This is a genomic window from Flavobacterium rakeshii (assembly GCF_009741375.1).
In the GTDB taxonomy this organism is placed as follows: Bacteria; Bacteroidota; Bacteroidia; order Flavobacteriales; family Flavobacteriaceae; genus Flavobacterium; species Flavobacterium rakeshii.
Genome location: NZ_WOWP01000054.1, coordinates 1 through 23,785, shown reverse-complemented (window position 1 = coordinate 23,785; position 23,785 = coordinate 1). Strand labels below are relative to the sequence as shown.

Below are 23,785 nucleotides of genomic sequence, written 5' to 3'. Positions count from 1 at the left end.
TTAAAATTAAAGTCGTTATGTTGATATAATGACTACAAAAGTAAACATCTACCAGCACAACGACTTTATTGTAATGTTATTATTTATTCTTCAGTAGCCGCTTGTGGAGCTTCTGCTTTAGCAGCAGTAGCATCCTGCTCTTCTTTTTCAGATTTTCTGTCAGAAAGTCCTTCAACGATAGCGCCTGAAACTAAAGATAAAATTTTGTCAATTGATTTTGAAGCATCATCATTAGCTGGTATTACGTAATCTACCTCTCTTGGGTCAGAGTTAGTATCTACCATTGCAAAAACCGGAATGTTTAATTTGTGTGCTTCTTTTACTGCGATGTGTTCAGCTTTAATATCAACTACAAACAGTGCAGCTGGTAATCTGGTCATGTCGGCAATTGAACCTAAGTTTTTCTCAAGTTTTGCACGAAGACGATCTACCTGTAAACGCTCTTTTTTAGATAGCGTATTAAATGTACCATCTTTCTTCATTTTATCAATAGAAGCCATTTTCTTAACAGCTTTTCTGATAGTAACGAAGTTAGTTAGCATACCACCTGGCCATCTTTCTGTGATGTAAGGCATGTTTGCTGCAGCTGCTTTTTCAGCAACGATGTCTTTTGCTTGCTTTTTAGTAGCAACAAATAATACTTTTCTTCCTGATGCCGCGATTTTTTTAAGAGCCTCATTAGCTTCTTCAATCTTAGCAGCAGTTTTATATAAGTTTATAATGTGGATACCGTTACGCTCCATGTAGATGTAAGGAGCCATGTTTGGATTCCACTTTCTGGTCATGTGTCCAAAGTGAACACCTGCCTCTAGTAAGTCTTTAACTTCTACTTTATTTGCCATTTTTGTAATAGTTTACGTTCTGTTGAGTAGCAATGGTTAAGTGGCGTTTCCGGCCTTATCCATTTAGATGCTAAACTAACTCTCTGTTAGAAGAGACAACAGCAACTTGTTTTAATTTTTTTAAAAAAGAATAAACTGATTGTTGTAATAACAGCAGATTAACGTTTAGAGAACTGGAATCTCTTACGTGCTTTCTTCTGACCGAATTTCTTACGCTCAACCATTCTTGGATCCCTTGTTAGTAAACCTTCCGGTTTAAGGATTGTTCTGTTTTCAGCGTCAACTTCGCACATTGCTCTTGCGATAGCCATTCTTACAGCTTCTGCCTGTCCTGTTATACCACCTCCGTATACGTTTACTTTTACGTCAAAGTTAGCAGCGTTCTCTGTCATTGCAAGAGGTTGCATTACTTTGTACTGTAAAGTTGCAGTAGGGAAGTAAGTTTCGAATTCTTTTTTGTTAACGGTAATTTTACCTGTACCTTCGGTAACGTATACACGCGCAACAGCGGTTTTTCTTCTACCGATTTTGTGAATAGTAGCCATTTACTTTAGATCGTTTAAGTTAACGGTTTTAGGTTGTTGAGCATCATGCTTGTGCTCTGAACCTACATATACATTTAAATTACGGAATAGCTCAGCGCCTAATTTGTTTTTAGGTAGCATTCCTTTTACAGCTTTTTCTACTAAAATGGCAGGGTTTTTAGCCTGTAGATTTTTAGCAGTCAAACTTCTCTGACCTCCAGGGTAACCAGTGTGGCGGATATAAGTTTTGTCCTCCAGTTTGTTACCTGTTAGATTGATTTTCTCTGCGTTGATAACAATTACGTTATCTCCACAGTCCACGTGCGGTGTATAATTTGTTTTGTATTTACCTCTTAAAAGCATTGCAACTTTTGAAGCAAAACGGCCCAAATTATGACCTTCAGCATCAACTATGATCCACTCTTTCTGAGCAGTAGCCTTGTTAGCTGAAACTGTTTTGTAGCTTAATGTGTTCACAATAAATTATTTTAATTAAACATTCCATCCCCAATAAAGGGGATGCAAAAGTACAACTATTTATGAGAAATTCAAATAGATGTAAAAATTATTCTTTTTGGAATAATTTTTTGAAGATGAGAGGAGTAAAAGTAAATCAATTATTTAAATAATGAACAAATAAAACAGGATACAATGTTTTTAGTCAAAATGCATTTTACACCCTGTTTTATTTGTTGTTTTCTTTCCAGTCCCAATATGTATTATAAAACGTATCATGAAGCATCTTGCTAGCATCTTCTTCCTCGTTTTCGTTTATATCTTCCAGTTTAAGCCCTGTCCATTCTCCTTCGGGGTCGGTTACACCGTCCAGAAGACTAAATATACTGAATACGACTTCTGCTGCATTGTTAGCGGTTATTTTTTGCAATGCACTTTTTAAAACCGCATTTTGGTTTAGTTTTTTTAGCTCTTCTTTTTCTTCCTCTGTAAGTTCACTTCCGGGAGGGTAAGACAGTTCTTCGTTTAATGTATTGCTGTAGCTGTCAATATTATCGTGTATTTGCAGCATTAATGCATTTAGGTTAGAGTCTGAAAGCGGCATGGTTTTAAATTTCTGTAAAAATAGAAAAATAACTAATCCAGAGGCCTTAGGGTATTACTGTAAATCAGAATAAACGGACTCTCCTTATTCGAGTTGTCCTTTTGAAGATAGATGAATTTGTGTTTTTTAGCTTCTTTGCTGTCTATCACAATCTCTTTTTTGGTAAGGTTGTCATATACCCATACATCTTTAGTATTATCTATCGTTAGTTTATCGGCATAGCCTGTTTTTATGTTTGAGATAAGATAACCGCTAAAAAGTTTTTTTTCCTGAGAGGTAACCACAATTTTCTCACCTTTAAAGTTTTTGGTGAATACTAACAGTGAGTACTGGTCTTCGGTAGCTTTAGATTCCTTAAGGATGCTTTCCTTCTCCCTGTCGGACACCGAAAGGAAGTCGTCCCTGTGCTGTATGTTATAATGGGCGCGGGAGCCTGATGTACTTGTTTTGGTCCTTGATGTGGAAGTTTTTGATCTTGATGATGATTTAGAGCTGCCTCCAAATACACTGTTTACGGTATCACACTGAATAAATAATACTGCTGTTAGCAGTAAAAGAACGATTTTGTTAATTCTCATTGTCATTTTCATTTCAAATAGGAACGCAAAATTACCGCACACATTTTGTTTTTCACATTTCTTTATGATTACTATAACAAAAAGCCTCCTGTGAGAGCAGGAGGCTTTGAGAAACTTAACTAAAACTCACTCAAATTAATCTTTAACCAATTTTAATGTTTTATGATTGTTGTTTGTATCTGTTACATTAACAATATACAGTCCTTTAGACAGCATACTTATATCATATAGGTTAAATGCCTGAGTGGCGGCAAATGTTTTTACAAGTTGCCCTGTCATACTGTATATCTCTACACGGCTTACATCTGTATTAATAGTAAATTGTGTAGTAGCAGGGTTAGGGTATAGTACTACTTTTTGAGTAGTGAAATCCTCTGTACCAAGTTCTACCTGTTTATTACCGTATATCCTGAAATCACCGGCAGGGATGTTTATGGTAGCATTTACATTGGTAACTTCTATTTCAGAATTATCCAGTAGGTTGTACCATGTACCTGTATAAGGGAATGCAGGGTCTATTGCCTGATCGGTTACGTTAAAGTTAGATATGATAACCACATCTTTAAGCTCAGTATCGTCAAGCGCATCATTCCATATGTGTATTTTAGGAGTAAGCGATGTTCCTGATGACGGAGTAATGGTGTAATCGCCTTCAAACACGTCTTCCTGTATTTTTAGGTAATTAAGTTTGCCCCAGGTGTAGTATACCTTTTGGCGCTCTACATCGTTTAACCAGTCTTCATCCCATTGCGGTTGTGGTTTGGTATCAAGTTTACAGTCACCGTCGTCTCCGCCCGGCATGTTTACACTACCATTGTTACACGTATATATAGAGTACTCCCAACCCAGGTCTCCAAAATGCCACAACATTTTAGGTCCCGGTACCGGAATAAGTACAGCACCCATAGTTCTCATACGTTTAAGCGCTATATTGAGGTCTTTTACATTATGAGCCGGGTTGTTGCTGTTACCGTATTCCAGATTCTTAAACATTATTCTTTCTTCGTCATGGCTTTCGGCATAACCTACAAGTCTTTTACCTGTAAAGCCACGGCTGTTACTACCTACGCGGTTGATGTTAGAATTATCTGCATACCCCATAGTAAGCTGGTTGTATGTAGAATTCATTATACCCCACATCATTACACCTTTGCCTTCGTCAACTTTGTAGTTAGCCCATTGTTGCTCTTCGGCATCAGTACCTAAGTGCTCAAAAATAGTATAGTGTGTAGGGTCAAGACTCCACGAGTAATCAGCATATTCTTTAAGGATATCCACCCTGTCCTGCTGGTAAGCATTGGTACAGGCTTCATCGTTAGCACTACAGTTTTGTGTGAATCCTTTTGTAAGATCCCAACGGAAACCATCAATATGGAATTCTTCTATCCAGTGTTTTACAACCCTTCTAACATAGTTTTGAGTTCTTGATTGCTGGTGGTTAAAATCGTTACCTACATTATAAGAGTGTTTAGCCTCAACGTTGAAGTATGGGTTTTCAGTGCTTGGTCCGCCCCAGCCATCACCATCAGGGTCATCCATCCACATTCTAACCATAGGGTTACGACCAAACGCATGGTTTAGGGCAACGTCTAATATAACGGCAATACCGTTTTGATGGCAAAGGTCTATAAACTCCTTAAGCTTATCGGATGGACCGTAAAACTTATCGGTAGCCATATGGAAAGAGGTGTTATACCCCCAGCTTTCGTTGCCTTCAAACTCCATAACCGGCATTAGCTCAATGGCATTAATATGCAGGTTTTTAAAGTAATCTATCTTGTCTATCAGGTCCTGATAGTTTCTGTCTGAATCAAAATCCCTAACAAGTACCTCATATATAATAAGGTCTTCTTTTTTAGGTTTTACAAAATCGGTAACCTGCCAGTTGTATTCTTCCTGACCTGTTTGAAGTACGGTTACTTCTCTTTCCTGTCCTGCAGGGTAAGCCGGAAGGTTAGGGTAAGAGGCAGCCGGAATGTAAGGATCATCATATGGTGAAAGCACCAGTGTAGAATATGGGTCGGCAGTTTTAACCAGTTCAGGAGAACCTGCAACCGGAGCTTCGGCTACTACCCAGTACTGGTAGGTGTATACTTCGCCTTCGGTAAGCCCGTTAAGCTCTAACCAGAATTTACCCGAATCTGTATCTTTTTTCATGGCATAAGCCGATGTAGGCTGCCAGTTGTTAAAGCTACCTGCTACATAGACAAAGTCTTTAAGAGGTGCGTCTAAAACAAGTACTGCTTTTGTAGCATCGGCAGTGTTGTAGGTAATTCCGTCTTCATAATCCTGAGGCATTGCCTCTTCAACAGTGCCCGGGTTAACAATAACCGTAAATGTTTTGCTAATACTATTAGCATTATGAGTTACTACCAGTTCGTAGTTTTTAATCTCGGTAATATTAGCATCGGTATAAGCATAAGTGCTTACTCCTGTTGCCGAGTTGATGCTAACGCCGTTAGCAAACAGTTCGTAGTCTGCTTCACCACCGGTATTAGTAGCAGCAATATCAAAATCACTGCCCGATGTTAATATGGTACTGCTGTTATTAGCAGGAGAGGTAAGGTTTACCTGAAAAGCACCTACCTGCACAGTAATATCCTGAGACTTTTTATCTCCGTTACCGTCTTTTGCTTTTATAAGAAACCCGATGGAGCCTATACCTGTCCTGTTATAAAAAGTAGTAGGTACAAAGCTTAGGGTGTAGGTGTCATCGCCCGAGTTGTAAGTGAATTTGTTTGCTTCACTCGAGTTATCCCATGAACCATTTGTAGGGCAGTCCATAGAGTTTTCGTCGTTCAGGTCGTACGACCATGCCCATAGGTACAATGCGTTATCAGTAATGTTCCATGTGGCCTCGTTTACACTTGAGCCTTCAATGGTGATGGTTATAGAGTCATCTTCATTGAATTCTGAAGGCGAAACCGAATAGGTAACATTTTGCTGTTGTGCAAAGCCTATTGAAGCAGTTAATAAAAATAGTAGCTGAGTAAATTTTTTCATATTATAAAAAGATAAAAAGGGCTGTGAAAACAGCCCTTTTATGTTTTATTGAAGTTCAATAGTATAAGTGTAGTTTCTTGGATTGCTTAAATCCAGAGTTATCTTATAGGTTCCGGCAGTAGCAGTAATGTTATCCCCTCCATAAGAAAGATTATTTTCACTTCCACCTGCACCTAGATTAATATCCCAGGCATTGTTAGCTCTAAATTTAAACTCACCGTCAGATAATGTAATAGTCGTTTCCCATACTTTATTATCTATATTGTATGTCATAGGTGTACTGTTGTTCCATCCGTCATCATTTCCTGTTGTTGCATAGCCTACAACACCCCACTCAGCAGGAGTTAAACTGTAAGTAAGAGCATCAGTGTTTACTTTAACAAGGTAGTATCCTGCGTCTGCAACAAGGTTAGCTGCACCACCATCTGATGATAGTTCACCATCAGCAGTACCCTGTCCGTAGTTTGTTCCGTCCCAGTTAGCTTGTGAACTGAATTTAAATCCATTGTCCGGGTTGGTAATATCATTTGCAATGTACATGTATCCTTCAAAATCCACATCACCATATGCAACAGCGCTCAATGTTGGAGCCGTAGAATGAGTGAAAGCATCCGGTCCATAACCACTTGTAGGTTGATAACCGCCTGGAATCCATAGTTTAGGGCTTTCTGTAGTATAAGGAGTGATGTTAATTGTTATTACATTTGAAATCATGGCCAAATCACCGTTGTCTCCTAGTGAAGATACTATTCTAACCTCTACAGCAGATGATTCAAAAGGGGTTAGTTCTAAATTGCTGGCTACAGTGTTTAGCTCTTCTACATTTAAACTGTAAACATGAGTTGTGGTTGTACCTGCTATAGTAGGACTAGCAAAATCAGTTTCTGCGACAGCCATTTCGATAGTATAATCTATTTCTGTGTCAACAGTGTAAACACTGTGATCCCATACAAGGGTAAGAGCAGGGTTATCACTTAAGTCAGGAGACAGTACTATACTGCTGCCGTCTTCTGGAGAGATAAGTACCGGAGCAGAGTCTGATTCAACAATCGTAATATCATCATCGCTTGAACATGACAGTACCGACATGAATAATAAAGCAAGGACAGAAAAGTTAAATATTTTTTTCATCGTGGTCATTTTTAAATTAGTAGCCTGGGTTTTGTGTTAGGTTAACGTTTGCCTGTAGGGCACTTTGCGGAATAGGGAACAGCTTATATGTAGACGGTATAGATGTACCGTTTAGTGTGTTCCCCTTCCAAGGCCACAGGTAAGAACCTCCTGTGAATTTGCCAAAACGGATAAGGTCTGTTCTTCTGTGTCCTTCAAGGTTAAGCTCTCTTGCTCTTTCGTCAAGAATGAAATCAAGGTCTAGTTCTCCTGCAGATATTGCAGTAGCGTGCGAACGCTCTCTTACTTGGTTAACGTAAGTTAAAGCCTGGCTGGCAGAACCTCCTGCAGCACCTCTTAATGTACACTCGGCATACATCAGGTAAGCATCGGCAAGTCTAAATAACGGGAAATCAGTACTTGAAAAGCTTGTGGCTGTTGATGAACCGTTAAAGTTTGTATTCCTGAACTTAATTGACGGATAACCGTCTGCCCAAGCCTTATAATCTTCCATTTCATAGTTATGACCTTCTGTCCAGAACAGTTTTGCTCTGTCATCTGGTGATGTTTCAAGATCTTCGTAAAGACCATACCATGCTTTTGTAGCCCTGTGTCCTGTCCAGGCATCGGTAGCTCCAAAATCAAGTATGTTCATAGTCTCTGTACTAAGAGAACCGTTTACTATATAAGTAGTGTTACCATAACTCTGGCTAGATACAGCATCGGCAATTAAAGGGAAAATTATCTCTGTATTATTGTCGTTATCAGCAGAGAACAGGCTTACAAAGTTAGGAGCAAGAGTGTAACCTGCATCAATAACTTTTACAGTGTAAGTAAGTGCATCGTCATAACGTTGTGTGCCGGTATAAACTTCGGCATTAAGGTAAAGTTTAGCTAAAAGCATTTGTACAGTAGCTTTATTTGCTCTGCCATAGCTGTTAGTTTCGGGGATTATATCCTCAATAGATAATAATTCCTGTTCTACAAATTCAAATAATTCAGTTCTTGTAGATTCGTTTAGCGGAGTAGTTTCCCCATAGTTGGTTTCATTTACAATAACACCTTTACCAAAACAGTCTATCATGTAGTAATAAGCTAACGATCGTATAAAACGTAGCTCTCCTACAATTTGTGTTTCGTTTTCTACATCCACACCATCAAGTATTTTGATGATGTTTGTAGTTTGTGGTACTATGTAATATACCCTGTCGTAAAGGTATTTAAAGAATTTGTTGTTAGGGTCCCAATTAGAAGTAGTGGTTAACTGATCAAGACCATCATCACCCCAACGGTTTTTCATATCGTCGGCAGTAAAGTCCTGAAGGTTTATAATGCCTCTAAGGAAAGCTGTCTCACCAGGGTCTGGTCCTAAAATATCAGAACTTCCCGGTCCGTTAGGTCCCGAAAGGGCAAAGGTACCATACATTTTAGACAGTAGTCCTTCTATAGCGTCAGGGTCTTTTGCCAGCAGGTTCTCTATAGATAATTCTACCTTAGGCTCTGTATTCAAATCATCTGTACATGAAGAGAATAGCAGTACCATGGCACTCATTCCAAGAATTATCTTTTTATTTAGTTTTCTCATGTTCATAATAATTTTTTTGATTAGAAGTCAAAATTTAAGCCTACGCTGTAAATTCTTGGTCTCGGATAGAAATTGTTATCAATTGCATTAAAGTTCTCCGGATCCTGACCTGAGTAGTTAGTAATAAGGAATGCGTTGTTAACAGCTGCATAAAGTCTTAATGATCCCTGTCCGTCTTTTATTAAGTTGTTAATACGGTAACCTACTGTGATGTTATCACATCTCAGGAAACTTGCATTTTCAAGGTAGTAGTCTGATAACGGAATATTACCTCTAATGGTTCTGAAGTTTGGATCTGCGGCACCTTCATAAAAGTTAATTACATTGTTAAGACTATTAGTGTTGTTAGGCAGTGCTCTGTCTACCCATCCCCCTACAAGTTTAGCAGAGTTGTAAACCTGTCCGTCTGCCTGTCCGTGGAAACTAGCTGAAAAGTCTAGGTTTTTGTAGGTAAAGTTAGTGCTGAAACCATAAGTCCAGTTAGGTCTTAATGCTTTATAATATCTGTCATCATTAGTGATTACACCATCACCGTTACGGTCTTTAAAGGCACCAACAATAGGGTTTCCTGATGCATCATAAAGCTGCTCAAACACCCATGCAGAGTATGGTTGTTCACCTACTGCGTGACGTGCCATTCTTGCACCTGTTTGTACCGGTAAACCAGATTCTGTAGCATCTATCCTTTCTAAATCCTTAAGGTCTGTTACCTTACCAATATTGTAGGCAAAGTTACCCGATACTTCCCATGTGAAGTCCTGAGTTACAATTGGTCTTACTGTTAAAGCAAATTCTGCACCTTTGTTCTCCATAGAGCCTACGTTTTGTGTAATCTCGTTAGTAAGATACTGTCCCGGAGGTACAGAAGATTGTACAAGAAGATCGTCGGTATTTCTTTGATATAATTCTAAACTACCCGAAATAAGGCTGTTGTTAAACAGATCAAAATCTAAACCAATATTATAAGTAGTAGTTTTTTCCCATGTTAACTGATCATTAAAAGGGTTTGCGCTGTAAGTTATTGTGCCCGGTAGGTACTGGCTGTTTGTATCACCAGGACTAAAAATAGCCGAACTAGGGTAAAAACCTCCAATGCCTGTAATATCCTGCTGACCTGTAATACCATAACCTAAACGAAGTTTAAGATTTTTAATGGTTTTGTTATTTTTAAGGAAAGACTCATCGGTAATTCTCCATGCTGCACCTACAGCAGGGAAGTAGCCCCAACGCTTGTCTTCACGGAAAAGAGATGATCCGTCTGCTCTTAATGTGAATGTGAAAAGGTATTTGTCTAATAAGTCAACATTAGCACGGCCAAAAAATGATTGTAAAACCATTTTGTTGTAATACCTGTTTTGAGGGTTAGCCTCATTTTCTTTTACCTCTCTAATACCTGTTTGGGTATTGTATTGGTAAAGTGTTTTGTAGCCATCGTTCACAAAACTTTGGTAAGAGTATCCGGCCTGAGCATCAACTCGGGTTAAAAAACCAGAGAAGTTTTTAGTATAGGCAAGATAAGAGTCTAAAGTTTTGTTCGTTATATGTTGTGTCTCCCTGTAGTTAACACCAGGGTTAAATATGAAAGCACTGTTATCGTTGTCATATTGATATGTAGCAAATGCATAGTCGCTGTACTGTTCCAGTATTTTTGCTCTCGATGCCTCTGCACCTAAGTTCACAATTGCTCTTAACTCAGGTAAAAAGTGCATTTTGTAATCAAACTGTGCGTTACCAATAAACTTGTTAACCACCTCCGGTCTTCTTCTTTCCTGTAAAAGATTTACGGGATTGTATTGTCCGTCAAAATCATAAGGGTTAGAATCTTCACGATCAGTAGTGTTTTGGTAGTATCCGCCAAAGTTGTTTACGTCACTGTCGGCATAAATTGGTTTTGTAGGATCCATGTTAAGGGCACCACCTATAGCGCCACCTTCATCTACAGTGTTTTTGTCAATCCAGAAACCTTTAGCATTAACATCTACTTTTAAGTGATCATCAAAAAAAGTAGGACTGAATTTTAAAGATGTAGTATAACGCTCGTAATCATTTGTTTTAACTACCCCTTCATTTTTGGTATAACCTACAGATCCTCTAAAAGGTACTTTCCCGAAAAGATTAGCGGTTGCGCTAAAGTTATGATCTGTAGAGATAGAGGTTCTTAAAATCTCTTTCTGCCAGTTAGTGTCATATATTCTGCGTCCTTCAATAGCAGCAGTATTTGGATCATCTACCGCATCGGTAGTAGGGTCGTCCACACCAAGGTAGTTAGTGAAATCAGGATGGTATTCCTGAATAAATCTAACGAAAGAAGCACTGTCCATCATATTAACAAGGTCATTAGCTTTACCTATAGCTACATACGATGAATAATTGAATTTAGGTGCTCCCGAAGTACCTTTTTTAGTAGTAATGATAATTACACCGTTAGAAGCCCTTGAACCATAAATAGCAGTTGCCGAAGCATCTTTAAGTATGGTAAACGATTCTACATCGTTAGGGTTAACCAATGATAAAGGGTTATTTACACCTGCAGGGTTAACGTTATCAATAGGTATACCATCTATAATGATAAGAGGGTTGTTGTTTGCCGAAAGCGAACTTCCGCCCCTAATCCTGATGTTTGGTGCCGAATCCGGCGCACCACCTGCATTTGTAATTCTTACACCCGGAGCTTTACCAACAATAAGCTGGTCAGAACTCATAACGGCTCCTTTTGTAAAGTCTTTTGAAGTTACAGTGGTTAAAGCACCTGTAGCATCTTTTTTAGTAGTAGTACCATAACCTATAACTACTACCTCTTCAAGTTGAGTGGAATCTTCCTGTAATACAACATTTAAGGTCGCTTCTCCGTTGTATTGTATAACCTGATCGGCATAACCGATAAAGCTGAATACAATAATGTCTCCGCTCTTAACATCAGACAGCGAATATTTACCGTCTATGTTTGTTGCGACACCGTTAGTTGTACCCTCAACAATTACATTAACTCCAGGGAGAGGTTCCCCGGTTGCACTATCACTTACAGTTCCCGATAAGGTGCTCTGAGCCAGCACGCTAAATGGTAACAGTAGTAATAAAAGCAATAACTTTTTATACGTTGTTCTCATACAATTTGTTTGGGTTAATTTTGTGTTTTGTTTTTGCTTATAATTCACTTCGTATGTTAAAATTATGTAAAATCTCCTCATAAAAAAACGTTTTCGTAATTACACCCTACCGAAAACGTTTGCGTGTTGAAAACTTTCTTTAATTTACAATATTTAGGTGGAAATATTGCGACTAATAAAAATTAAAACTACCTTTAGTTACGAAAAGTTATTTTTTATCGACGAAATGAAAAGAAAAGTCACTCTAAAGCAAATTGCAAGGGAACTGGATGTATCTATCTCTACAGTGTCTAAATCGCTGAGAAACAGTCCTGAAATTAGTGAAGATACAAAGCAAAAGGTTCAGGCATTTGCGAAACTATATAATTACAAGCCTAATAATATTGCCCTAAGTCTTAAAAACAAGAAAACGAAGACCATTGGCATTATAATACCGGAAATTGTACATCACTTTTTTGCTACTGTTATTAGCGGTATAGAGCAGGTGGCAAACGAAAACGGATATAATGTAATTGTGTGTCTTTCGGATGAGTCGTTTGATAAGGAGGTAATCAACATGGAAATGCTTGCTACGGGGAGTATAGACGGTTTTATTATGTCGCTCTCAAAGGAAACCCAGCTTAAAAAGGATTTTCACCACATAGTAGAGGTTATTAACCAGGGAATGCCTGTAGTAATGTTTGACAGAATTACTAACGATGTTTTTTGTGATAAGGTAATTATAGACGACCAAATGGCGGCTTATGAAGCGGTAGACTACCTTATTAATAAAGGATTTAAAAAAGTAGCCCTTGTTACCACGGTAGACTATGTGAGTGTAGGCAAGCTAAGAACCGAAGGTTATCTTAAAGCCCTTAGGGATAATAATATGATGGCCGAAGAGGACATGATTGTTAAGATAGAAGATATAGACAACTGCTCGGTTAAAATAGAACGACTTCTGGAAGAACAAAAGCCCGATGCCATATTTGCGGTTAACGAGCTGTTTGCCGTAACCTGTATAAAAATGGCAGCTAAAATGGGGGTTAATGTACCTGATGATCTTTCGGTAATAGGGTTTACCGATGGTATTATTTCGCAGTTCTCCAGCCCGGCTATTACAACTGTTAGCCAAAACGGTATAAAGATGGGCAGAAGCGCTGCAAAAATGCTTATTGACCGACTTGAAATGGAGGAAGAAGACGAGCATTACCGCACCGAAGTTATAGAAACACACCTGGTGGAAAGAGAATCTACGCCAACGTTGTAGTTTTGTTTATCTGGTTGTATTTCAATCATTTATTTTTTTAATTTTACACTATTCAATAAAAAAATTAATATTTAAAACGGCATTTGTACATTAAAAATGCTATATATTTGTCACTGATTATCAAAGCTTATACTTCACTTCGCAACAAAAAGTAAGTTTTGATAAGCTACGCGCTTATCGTATTATGAATTTTAAATTACGATAATGGAAAAGCGTAAATTAGGTTTCTGGGAAATATGGAACATGAGTTTCGGTTTCCTGGGAATACAAATGGGTTTTGCCCTGCAAAATGGCTTTGCCAGCCGTATTCTCCAAACATTTGGTGCCGAGGTGCACGAGCTTTCCTGGTTTTGGATTGTAGCTCCGCTTATGGGGTTAATCGTACAGCCTATAGTAGGTCACTACAGCGATAATACATGGACAAAGCTGGGCAGGAGAAGACCATTCTTCCTTGTAGGAGCAGTACTTGCTTCGGTAGGTTTAATATTAATGCCACAGGCAGATATTTTTACAGCAGTTTTCCCCACATTATGGGTTGGGGCAGGTATGCTCATGATTATGGATGCCTCCTTTAATATTGCTATGGAGCCTTTTAGGGCCCTTATTGCCGATAACCTGCATACAGACCAAAGAACATTAGGTTTTAGTATGCAAACAGTACTTATAGGTTTTGGTGCTGTTATAGGTTCGTGGTTGCCTTATGCGTTAACAAACTGGTTTGGAGTTTCAAATGAGTCGGTTAATAATGGGGTGCCTTTAAACCTAACCCTTTCTTTTATTATAGGGGCAGCCATACTTGTATTAACGATAATTATAACTGTTGCTACAACCAAAGAATATACTCCCCAAGAACTGAAAGCCTTTGAAGACCCTGCAAATGAAATCCCTGCACCGGTTAACAAACCAAAGCTTACAGACATCTTTACAGACTTTAGGCATATGCCGGTTACCATGCGACAGTTAAGCTGGGTACAGTTTTTCTCATGGTTCGGGCTTTTTGGCATGTGGGTGTTTACCACTCCTGCAATTGCCCATCATATTTACGGACTGGCAATTGATGATACCTCAAGCCAGGCATACAATGATGCCGGAGACTGGGTAGGGGTGCTTTTTGGAGTATACAATCTGGTGGCTGGTATTTTTGCTTTTGCATTACCTGTAATAGCCAGAAATATAGGAAGAAAACTAACTCATACCATTTCTCTAATTATTGGAGGGATTTCCCTTATCTCCATCTACTTTGTTTCAGATGAGTATTGGGCCATACTCCCAATGATAGGTGTAGGTATTGCATGGGCCAGTATACTGGCTATGCCTTATGCAATACTGGCAGGATCCATACCTCCTTTAAAAATGGGAGTTTATATGGGGATATTCAACTTCTTTATCGTAATTCCTCAAATCATAAATGCCCTTATAGGCGGCCCTATGGTTAAATACCTTTATAACAACGATGCCATTTTTGCCATTGTAACAAGCGGTGTGAGTCTTATTATAGCGGCAATGCTTGTGTTTAGGGTAAAAGACGTAGACGACCTAAAATCGAATTCAGAAATATTATAACAGAAAAGACTAAATGAAGCAGAAAGCATTTATATTCGACCTTGACGGGGTTATTGTAGATACTGCAAAATACCACTATTTAGCCTGGCAAAAAATAGCTGCACAGCTGGGTATTGACTTTACGCACGAACATAACGAATTATTAAAGGGTGTGAGCCGCGTGCGCTCCCTTGAAATCATTTTAGGTTTAGGGAACATTGAGGCCTCACAGGAAGATAAGGATAAGTGGCTTGTAGAAAAAAACGAGGACTACCTGGGGTACATTACCAATATGAAAGAAGATGAAATTTTGGAAGGGGTAGTGCCGGTACTTGATTTTTTAAAGGAAAACGGTCAGCTTATAGCATTGGGCTCTGCAAGTAAAAATGCAAGGCCAATACTGGAAAAGGTAAACATACTGCATTATTTTGACGCTATTGTAGACGGTAACGATGTTACCAATGCAAAGCCCGATCCAGAGGTTTTTGTAAGGGCAGCACAACTGCTGGGCAAAACGGCACAGGATTCCATCGTTTTTGAAGATTCGGTGGCGGGTGTACAGGCTGCAAATATTGCAAATATGGTAAGTGTGGGCATAGGACATAAAGACATCCTGAACGAAGCCCGATTTAACTTCAACGATTTTACTGAAATCGACAACAACTTTTTAAAAACCTTAGTAAACGAATAAAATGAATCAGGATTATATAGTACCGGATAATTGGTCGATAATAGAAGAAGGGTTTGAGGCAGACAGGGTAAAATCATCCGAGAGTCTGTTTAGTATCGGTAACGGAGCTATGGGTCAGCGTGCCAATTTTGAGGAGCACTATTCGGGCCCAACCTTTCAGGGGAGCTACATAGCAGGTGTTTACTATCCCGACAAGACTAAAGTGGGATGGTGGAAAAACGGCTACCCGGAATACTTTGCAAAAGTTTTAAATGCACCAAACTGGATTGGTATAGAGGTACAGGTAAACGGTGAAGCATTAGACCTTAATACCTGTAAAGAAATAAAAAATTACAAGCGCGAGCTTAACATGAAAGAAGGGTGGTACAACCGTTCGTTTACAGCAGTACTGCAAAACGGTACAGAAGTAGCAGTAAACGTTAGGAGGTTTTTATCCCTGGTTTCAGATGAGCTTGGTGTTATAAAATATGAGGTAACTCCGCTTAACCAGTCGACACAAATCACATACAAACCTTATGTGGATGCAGGGGTGAAAAATGAAGATGCCAACTGGGAAGAGAAGTTTTGGGAACCGCTGGATGTACAGCATTCCGGTAACGATGCCTTTGTAACGGCACGTACTTTCAAAACACATTTTACGGCTGCTACCTATATGCACAACGGTTTGCTGCTTAACGGTGCAGAAGTAGTTGCTGTGGCAGAGGATACTGTAGCGACTAACGATAAGGTTCAGTTTAGTTATAGTGTAGATGCCAAGCAGGGTGAAACGGCTGCCATTGTGAAATTTGGTGGTTATACCGTATCCCTTAACCATGAAGAAGGAGCATTAATTGATGCTGCCAAAAATGTAATTGCTAATGCCGTTAGCAAAGGATATGATGCCTTACTTGAAGAACAGAAACAGGCTTGGGCAGGTATTTGGGAAATGGCCGATATTACTATTGATGGAGATGTAAAAGCACAACAGGGTATCCGCTTTAATATTTTCCAGTTAAACCAAACCTATTTGGGTAAAGACCCAAGGCTTAATATAGGGCCTAAAGGATTTACAGGTGAGAAATACGGAGGTAGTACCTATTGGGACACCGAGGCTTACTGTATTCCGTTCTACATGGCAACTAAAGACCAGCAGGTGGCACGTAACCTGTTAACCTATCGTCACAACCAGTTAGGGAAAGCTATAGAGAATGCACAAAAACTTGGTTTTACTAACGGTGCTGCACTATACCCTATGGTTACCATGAATGGGGAGGAATGCCACAACGAGTGGGAAATTACCTTTGAGGAAATTCACCGTAACGGAGCCATTGCTTTTGCCATATACAACTACTACCGCTTTACCGGAGATTACAGCTACATTCCGGAAAAAGGACTTGAGGTTTTAATTGGTATTGCACGTTTTTGGCATCAAAGGGCTACGTTCTCTATAGCTAAAAATAAGTATGTTATACTTGGTGTAACAGGGCCTAACGAGTATGAGAACAACGTAAACAACAACTGGTATACTAACTATATCGCACAATGGTGTATTAACTATGCTATAGAGAATATCACTAAGGTGAAAGATGAGTTTACTGTAGATCATAGCCGTATAATGGGGTTAACCAATCTTACTGCCGAAGAAATTCAGCAATGGCAGAAAGTAGCCGATAATATGTACTTCCCGTATTCGGAAGAGCATGGTGTATTCCTGCAGCAGGACGGTTTCCTTGATAAGGAAATGGTAAGGGTAAGCGACCTTGACCGTTCACAAAGGCCTATTAATCAAAAATGGTCATGGGACAGAATTCTTCGTTCGCCATACATCAAACAGGCAGATGTATTACAGGGCTTTTATTTCTTTGAAGACCATTTTACAAGAGAAGATCTTGAGAAGCACTTCGAATTCTATGAACCGTTCACGGTACATGAGTCATCGCTTTCGCCATGTGTACACTCTATACAGGCAGCCGGACTGGACAGGATGGAGCAGGCCTATACATTCTATCTTAGAACATCACGCCTTGATCTTGACGATTATAACAAAGAGGTAAAGGAAGGGCTTCATATTACCAGTATGGCAGGTACCTGGATGAGTATTGTAGAAGGTTTTGGAGGAATGCGTGTTAAAAACGGAAACCTTCATTTTGAGCCTAGAATCCCTGAACAGTGGGAAGGGTATTCGTTCAAAATCAATTTCAGGAACCAAATCGTGAAGATATCGGTGCATTCGGGAGAAACACGTTTTGACCTTGAAGGTGATAAGGAACTTACCGTATTTGTACATGGTAAAGAAGTTAAAGTAGAGCCAAACAAGGCAGTAACAATATAATGATTTAACCTGCAAGGTCTCTTCGACCTTGTAGGTTTTGTTTATTAATGGAGCTGTAAGAACCACCCCGGCTTTCAGCCACCCCTCTAAAGAGGGGAATAAAAACAAACAAATGAAAAAAATATTTTATCTATTACTTTTTAGCTGTGCTTTCACTTTTGCACAGGCAAACAGGGTAGAACCGCCTTTTTGGTGGAGCGGCATGCATAACCCCGAACTGCAAATTATGTTTTACGGAAAAAACATAGCACAATACCAGCCGGTATGCGACGGAGTGCTTATTAACAACGTAATCAAAACCGAAAATCCAAACTATGTTTTTGTGACCATAGATACTAAAGGACTTCCTGCCGGAGAGCTTGTTTTTGACTTTAAGAACAGTAAAAACAAAACGGCTTTCAGTGAGAAATACATGCTTAAGGAAAGGAAGGAAGAGGCTTCGCAGAAAAATAGTTTTGATGCATCGGACGTGATTTACCTTTTAATGCCCGATCGTTTTGCAAACGGTAACCCTAGTAACGACACCAGTAAAGAGCTAAACGAGAAAGCCGACAGGAGTCAGCCAAACGGAAGGCATGGTGGAGATATCGAGGGGATTATCAAAAACCTTGATTATCTGGAAGAACTTGGGGTAACAGCCGTATGGAGTACGCCACTTTGTGAGGATAACGATAAAGGTTATTCATACCATGGTTATGCACAAAGTGATGTATACAGGATAGATCCAAGGTATGGTACTAATGAAGATTATGTACGCCTTTCGGCAGAGCTTAAAAAGCGCGATATGAAACTGGTAATGGACTATGTAACCAATCACTGGGGAGCAGAACACTGGATGTATAAGGATTTGCCTTCATACAACTGGATTCACCAGTTTCCGGGGTATTCGCAGTCCAATTACAGGATGACAACTCAGTTCGACCCAAATGCATCAAAAACCGATGCCAGGCAGTGTATGGACGGTTGGTTTGTACCTTCAATGCCCGATTTAGATCAGTCTAACCCATTGGTGTTAAACTATCTTACACAAAATGCCATTTGGTGGATTGAGTATGCCGATCTTGACGGTTTCCGTGTAGATACTTATTCGTACAACGATAAAGAAGGTATTGCCAAATGGACAAAAGCTATAACAGATGAATATCCTGACTTCAATATTGTAGGTGAGGTTTGGATGCACGATCAGGCGCAAATGGCCTACTGGCAAAAAGACAGTAAAGTAGCGGCTATACAAAGCTATAATTCTTACCTGCCAAGTGTAATGGACTTTACCCTGCACGATGCCATTGGCGGAGTGTTTAACGAAGACCATTCAGGCTGGGATGCCGGTATGCAAAGGGTGTATGATAACTTCACTAACGACTTTTTATATCCAAATGTAAACAGCATTCTTGTATTTATGGAAAACCATGATACAGGCCGTTTTAACGAGATATATAAAGGCGACCTAAACAAATACAAAATGGCGTTAACCCTTATTGCTACCGTGCGTGGTATTCCGCAAATATATTATGGTAGTGAAATAGGTATGGCGGGAGATAAAAGTAAAGGGGATGCCGATATTCGCAGGGATTTTCCGGGCGGATGGAACGGTGATAGTAACAATGCCTTTACCAAATCAGGTCGTACTGCACAACAGCAGCAGTTTTTTGAGTTTACTTCAAAAATGCTGAACTGGAGAAAAAATAAGGAGGTTATCCATAACGGTAAAACCACTCATTACCTGCCGGACAATAATGTGTATGTGTACTTTAGGCATAACACAAAAGAGAGTGTAATGGTAGTGATGAACAACAGTAGTGAAACAAGAACTTTTAGTACTGTACGTTTTGCCGAAAACATTAAAAACTACACAACAGGTACCGATGTGATTACCGGAAAGAAAGTAAACCTTGCTAACGAAATTAGCATGGAACCAAAATCGGTTATGGTACTGGAACTAAAATAAGAGATATGAGGAAAACAATTCTTTTAGGGATTTTTCTTGCGACTTTTATAAGTTGTAAAACTCTGAAAAATCAGGATAAGACCAAAACTGAATTTGCAACCCTTGCTCCGGTTAGTGATGCCATGATGGAGAACAGCGTTATCTATGAGGCTAACATCCGTAACTATTCGCCGGAAGGAACTTTTAATGCTTTTGCCAAAGATATTCCTGAACTTAAAAAACTGGGAGTTAAAATAGTATGGCTTATGCCGGTTTACCCTATTTCCATGAAAAACAGGAAAGCTACCGGAGACCTTTCGGTAGAGGACATACAGGATCCGGAAGAGCGTAAAAAATACTTAGGGAGTTATTATGCCATTTCTGATTATACAGCTATAAATCCTGATTTGGGTACAATAGAAGATTTTCAGAATCTGGTAAATACAGCACACGAAAACGGTATGTATGTAATACTGGACTGGGTGGCTAACCATACAGGTTGGGATCATAAATGGATTACCGAACATCCTGAATATTATCATAAAAATGCCAAAGGAGAGGTGACCGATCCGCTTAACCCTGAAACAGGTGAAAGCTGGGGCTGGACCGATGTGGCGCATTTGGATTATACAAGCAAAGTGTTGTATGAGCCTATGAAAAACGAAATGCTGTATTGGGTTAAGGAACATAATATTGACGGTTTCCGTTGTGATGTCGCCGATAATGTCCCTACAGATTTTTGGCAATTTGCCGTTCCTAAGCTTAAAGAAGTAAAGCCTGTGTTTATGCTTATGGAGTCTAATAAATCTTATCTTTTTAACGGAATATTTGACATGGGGTATGGCTGGAATGCCCACCACCTAATGAATGATATTGCAAAAGGAGAAAAAACAGTAGCGGACTGGGATGCCCTTATGGCACAGCAGGCTAAGGATTACAAGACGGAGGATATCTGGATGAACTTTACTTCAAACCATGATGAGAATGCATGGAACGGTAGTGAGTATGAAAGAATGGGCGATGCTGCCGAGGCTTTTGCAGCATTAACCTATATAATGCCGGGTATGCCACTTATCTATACGGGTCAGGAATATGATTTTGAACGCCGTTTAAAGTTCTTTGAGAAAGATGAGATTTCTCACAAGAAAGGGAAGATGTTCGGGATTTATGAAAAACTGGGCGTACTTAAAAATACTAACGAAGCATTAAACGGAGGAAAGCACCCTGCTGATTATAACAGGATAGCGACTTCTGCAGATAAAAATATTCTTGCTTTTGCAAGAGAAAAAGATGGTGAAAAAATAATTTTTGTAGCTAACCTTACTAAGGATGCTCAAACCTTTACCCTACCTGTAGAAGGTACTTATACCAACTACATTACAGGCGAAAAGGTACAGCTTGCTCCCGGCCAGGAGCAAAAGTTTGACCCTTGGCAATATTGGATACTCACAAAGTAATTTTTTCTCATAAATAGTTGTTAGAGTAGCACAGGTAGTTTTCTGCCTGTGCTTTTTTGTATATTTAGGAGTATCTTTACAAAAATATTCAGGTATGTCACAAATCCTTAAAATAGGGCATAGGGGAGCAAAAGCTCACTTGCCCGAAAATACGCTGGCTTCTTTTCAGTATGCGCTCGATATGGGGGTAAACGGATTGGAGCTTGATGTTCATGTTTGCAGTACCGGAGAACTGGTGGTAATACACGACTTTACTGTAGACAGGACAACAAACGGCTCGGGAGAAGTGCATAAAATGACACTTGCCGAACTAAAGGCACTAGCAGTAGAAGGAGAGCATACAATCTCTACACTGGAAGAGGTACTTGATTTGGCAGGTAAGAAATGCTTCCTGAATATTGAACTAAAGGGACGCCATACGGCGGTTCCGGTTTCAGAGCTTATGGAAAAGTACATTGCCGAAAAGGGCTTTACGTATAACGACTTTATAGTGTCCAGCTTCCAGAGGGAAGAGCTAATGGTAATGCACGATATAAACCCTAATATCCATTTAGGGATACTAACACAGGCCAGTGTTACCCAGGCGTGGAGATGGGCGCAGGAGTTTTCGGCAAAAGCCATACACCCGCACTTTTCACTGCTTACCGAAAGCAATGTGAAAAAAGCTCAGCAGGCAGGTTATAAAGTTTATACCTGGACTGTAAATGAGCCTGAAGATATTGAACGAATGAAATTATATGAGGTTGACGGAATTATGTCTGACTATCCCGAACGTTTATGAGTAAAAGTTTTGATGTAGTGATTGCCGGCGGGGGTGCTGCCGGATTTTTTACGGCAATTAATATAGCCGAAGGTAACCCTAAACTTAAAATAGCCATACTGGAAAGGGGTAAGGAGGTATTATCTAAAGTCCGTATTTCGGGTGGGGGCAGGTGTAATGTAACCCATGCCTGTTTTATTCCTAATGATTTAGCGAAGTTCTATCCCCGTGGGGAAAGGGAGCTAAAAGGACCTTTTAACCGTTTTTGTTCGGGTGATACCATTGAATGGTTTGAAAGGCATGGTGTGGAACTTAAAATTGAGGAAGACGGAAGGATGTTCCCTGTAACCGACAGCTCACAAACCATTATAGACTGTTTTTTAAATGCAACCGCAAATTTAGGAATACAGGTACTAACCGGAGAAAGCATTCAAAACATATACAAGGCAGAAGATTACTGGAAAATTGAAACCCAAAAAGAGACTTATTTATCTGCAAAACTGGTAATGACTACAGGGAGCAATCCTAAAATGTGGGACATGATGCACGAGCTGGGGCATACTATAGTACCCCCTGTACCATCATTGTTCACTTTCAATATAAAAGATCCGCGAATTAAAGATTTGATGGGGATATCGGCGGTGGCTTCCGTTAAGGTAAAGGGAACTAAACTAAATGCATCGGGTCCGTTGCTTATAACCCACTGGGGTATGAGTGGTCCCGGTATATTAAGGGTTTCGGCCTGGGGTGCCCGTGAGCTTTTTGATAAAAACTATCAGTTTACACTACAGGTAAACTGGCTTAACGAAACTGGTTTTGAAGAATGTGAAGAAACCCTATGGGACTTAAAACAAAATCAGCCTAAAAAAACCGTTGTAAAATACTGTCCGTTTGATTTTCCTAACCGTTTATGGCATAGCCTTGTCAATGCAGCAGGGATTTCTGCAGAAGCACGCTGGGCAGATGTTTCTAAGGTACAGTTACTGGCATTGGTTGCTCAGTTGGTAAACGGTGAGTTTAAAGTAAACGGCAAAAGTACGTTTAAGGAGGAATTTGTTACTGCGGGCGGTATTGAATTAAAGGAAGTAAACTTTAAAACCATGGAGAGCAAAATGCAAAAGGATCTTTATTTTGCAGGGGAGATACTTAACATAGATGCCATTACCGGAGGTTTTAACTTCCAGAATGCCTGGACGGGAGGATACATAGCTGCACAATCGGTTTTAGAGCATTTCCTAAAAAATTAACGCAACCATTATTTATTTGTAGCATCTAATTAAAAACCAATTAATTATAAGCTATGAAAAAATTATTTTTACTATTAGTTGCAGGTATATTAACAGTTGCCTGTTCAGGTGATTCTAACACTATGGTCGATGCGGAAAATAAAGTATTACTTTTAAAAGTGGACTTGCTTACCAATACCTTTGAAGGAGGGAAAGAACTAGTTTTTCCGGATAATGAAAACTTTACTATTTCAACGGTCTATCATCCACCGGGAGATTTTGGCGATATTACCCTAAATTATGATGAGGTAAACATGCCTATTTTTGCTGGTGATATTATATGGATGGGGTTAGGGATAATAAGCTATCCTGAATCGATGAATGCCCCGGAGGAATTTTCTTCAGCACAAAATGCAGTCGAAATGCCTGCTTCATCAGAGTTTGCATTGGTTCCTTATGGAGATTATCCAGAGCATATGTATCCAGAAGTAATAGATTATGAGGGTATTTGGAACGCTATAGAGAATCTTAGCCTTGTAAAACAATACAGGATGATAAATCCGCAGGCAAAAGTCAACCTGTTTTTATATACGCCAAGCGTAGGTATAGGAGATCCGGCTGACTGGGATTGGATAGTAATTTTAAAAAATTAACTGCTTAGGTATATTCTATTATGTGGAAAAGCCCCTTCTTTTTGGAAGGGGCTTTTTGTATAAATGTGTCTCGTCCTGAAATAAGTTGACACAAATTCGACTTATTATGAAAGACAAAGCAATTACACGCATAAAGCGTAGTCAAAAGGATTACAACATG

18 protein-coding genes are annotated in these 23,785 nt (G+C 39.4%); 9 read left to right on the top strand and 9 right to left on the bottom strand.

Translation table 11 applies throughout. The annotated features are described in order from the left end of the window. Positions 1–83: 83 nt before the first annotated feature. From rpsB to GN157_RS13530, 9 genes are all read right to left on the bottom strand, one after another. Entirely contained in the window at positions 84–842 is a 759-nt protein-coding gene (gene rpsB / locus GN157_RS13570; protein WP_035135991.1) for a 30S ribosomal protein S2, read from the bottom strand. A 158-nt stretch (positions 843–1,000) separates the two neighbouring features. Then, on the bottom strand, positions 1,001–1,387 hold the full coding sequence (gene rpsI / locus GN157_RS13565) for a 30S ribosomal protein S9 (RefSeq protein ID WP_035135990.1): 387 nt from the start codon (positions 1,385–1,387) through the stop codon (positions 1,001–1,003). Continuing rightward, positions 1,388–1,843 (bottom strand): 50S ribosomal protein L13, encoded by a 456-nt coding sequence (gene rplM / locus GN157_RS13560; RefSeq protein WP_035135989.1) that lies wholly within the window; start codon positions 1,841–1,843, stop codon positions 1,388–1,390. It abuts the gene before it with no gap. A 208-nt stretch (positions 1,844–2,051) separates the two neighbouring features. Continuing rightward, on the bottom strand, positions 2,052–2,426 hold the full coding sequence (locus GN157_RS13555; RefSeq protein ID WP_157484060.1) for a hypothetical protein: 375 nt from the start codon (positions 2,424–2,426) through the stop codon (positions 2,052–2,054). A gap of 32 nt (positions 2,427–2,458) precedes the next feature. After that, positions 2,459–3,004, bottom strand: coding sequence for a hypothetical protein (locus GN157_RS13550; protein ID WP_157484059.1), 546 nt, complete (start codon positions 3,002–3,004; stop codon positions 2,459–2,461). A gap of 135 nt (positions 3,005–3,139) precedes the next feature. Then, positions 3,140–6,007: an alpha-amylase family glycosyl hydrolase gene (locus tag GN157_RS13545; RefSeq protein ID WP_157484058.1), complete on the bottom strand. Its 2,868-nt coding sequence runs from the start codon at positions 6,005–6,007 to the stop codon at positions 3,140–3,142. A gap of 45 nt (positions 6,008–6,052) precedes the next feature. After that, positions 6,053–7,138 carry a SusE domain-containing protein gene (locus GN157_RS13540; protein ID WP_197429463.1) on the bottom strand — a complete coding sequence of 362 codons (1,086 nt, stop codon included), beginning with the start codon at positions 7,136–7,138 and terminating at the stop codon, positions 6,053–6,055. A 16-nt stretch (positions 7,139–7,154) separates the two neighbouring features. Beyond that, complete coding sequence (locus GN157_RS13535) at positions 7,155–8,702, bottom strand: RagB/SusD family nutrient uptake outer membrane protein (protein ID WP_157484056.1); 1,548 nt, start codon at positions 8,700–8,702, stop codon at positions 7,155–7,157. Between the two features lie 20 nt (positions 8,703–8,722). Continuing rightward, positions 8,723–11,809, bottom strand: coding sequence for a SusC/RagA family TonB-linked outer membrane protein (locus tag GN157_RS13530; protein WP_197429462.1), 3,087 nt, complete (start codon positions 11,807–11,809; stop codon positions 8,723–8,725). Between the two features lie 226 nt (positions 11,810–12,035). Between GN157_RS13530 and GN157_RS13525 the strand changes: the two genes are divergently transcribed. From GN157_RS13525 to GN157_RS13485, 9 genes are all read left to right on the top strand, one after another. Beyond that, positions 12,036–13,058 (top strand): LacI family DNA-binding transcriptional regulator, encoded by a 1,023-nt coding sequence (locus tag GN157_RS13525; protein ID WP_157484055.1) that lies wholly within the window; start codon positions 12,036–12,038, stop codon positions 13,056–13,058. 204 nt (positions 13,059–13,262) lie between these two features. Continuing rightward, positions 13,263–14,621 (top strand): MFS transporter, encoded by a 1,359-nt coding sequence (locus tag GN157_RS13520; protein ID WP_157484054.1) that lies wholly within the window; start codon positions 13,263–13,265, stop codon positions 14,619–14,621. Between the two features lie 13 nt (positions 14,622–14,634). Further along, on the top strand, positions 14,635–15,291 hold the full coding sequence (gene pgmB / locus GN157_RS13515; protein WP_035135983.1) for a beta-phosphoglucomutase: 657 nt from the start codon (positions 14,635–14,637) through the stop codon (positions 15,289–15,291). A 1-nt stretch (position 15,292) separates the two neighbouring features. Beyond that, positions 15,293–17,602: a glycoside hydrolase family 65 protein gene (locus GN157_RS13510; RefSeq protein WP_157484053.1), complete on the top strand. Its 2,310-nt coding sequence runs from the start codon at positions 15,293–15,295 to the stop codon at positions 17,600–17,602. 112 nt (positions 17,603–17,714) lie between these two features. Then, entirely contained in the window at positions 17,715–19,550 is a 1,836-nt protein-coding gene (locus GN157_RS13505) for a glycoside hydrolase family 13 protein (protein ID WP_157484052.1), read from the top strand. 5 nt (positions 19,551–19,555) lie between these two features. Next, the gene (locus GN157_RS13500) at positions 19,556–20,986 is read left to right on the top strand and encodes an alpha-amylase family glycosyl hydrolase (RefSeq protein WP_157484051.1); all 1,431 of its coding nucleotides are present in this window, start codon (positions 19,556–19,558) and stop codon (positions 20,984–20,986) included. Positions 20,987–21,080: 94 nt separating this feature from the next. After that, positions 21,081–21,767 (top strand): glycerophosphodiester phosphodiesterase, encoded by a 687-nt coding sequence (locus tag GN157_RS13495; RefSeq protein WP_157484050.1) that lies wholly within the window; start codon positions 21,081–21,083, stop codon positions 21,765–21,767. Next, positions 21,764–22,993: a BaiN/RdsA family NAD(P)/FAD-dependent oxidoreductase gene (locus tag GN157_RS13490; RefSeq protein ID WP_157484049.1), complete on the top strand. Its 1,230-nt coding sequence runs from the start codon at positions 21,764–21,766 to the stop codon at positions 22,991–22,993. The genes GN157_RS13495 and GN157_RS13490 overlap by 4 nt, the downstream gene beginning before the upstream one ends. A gap of 53 nt (positions 22,994–23,046) precedes the next feature. Further along, positions 23,047–23,625, top strand: coding sequence for a hypothetical protein (locus tag GN157_RS13485; RefSeq protein ID WP_157484048.1), 579 nt, complete (start codon positions 23,047–23,049; stop codon positions 23,623–23,625). Positions 23,626–23,785 lie beyond the last annotated feature (160 nt).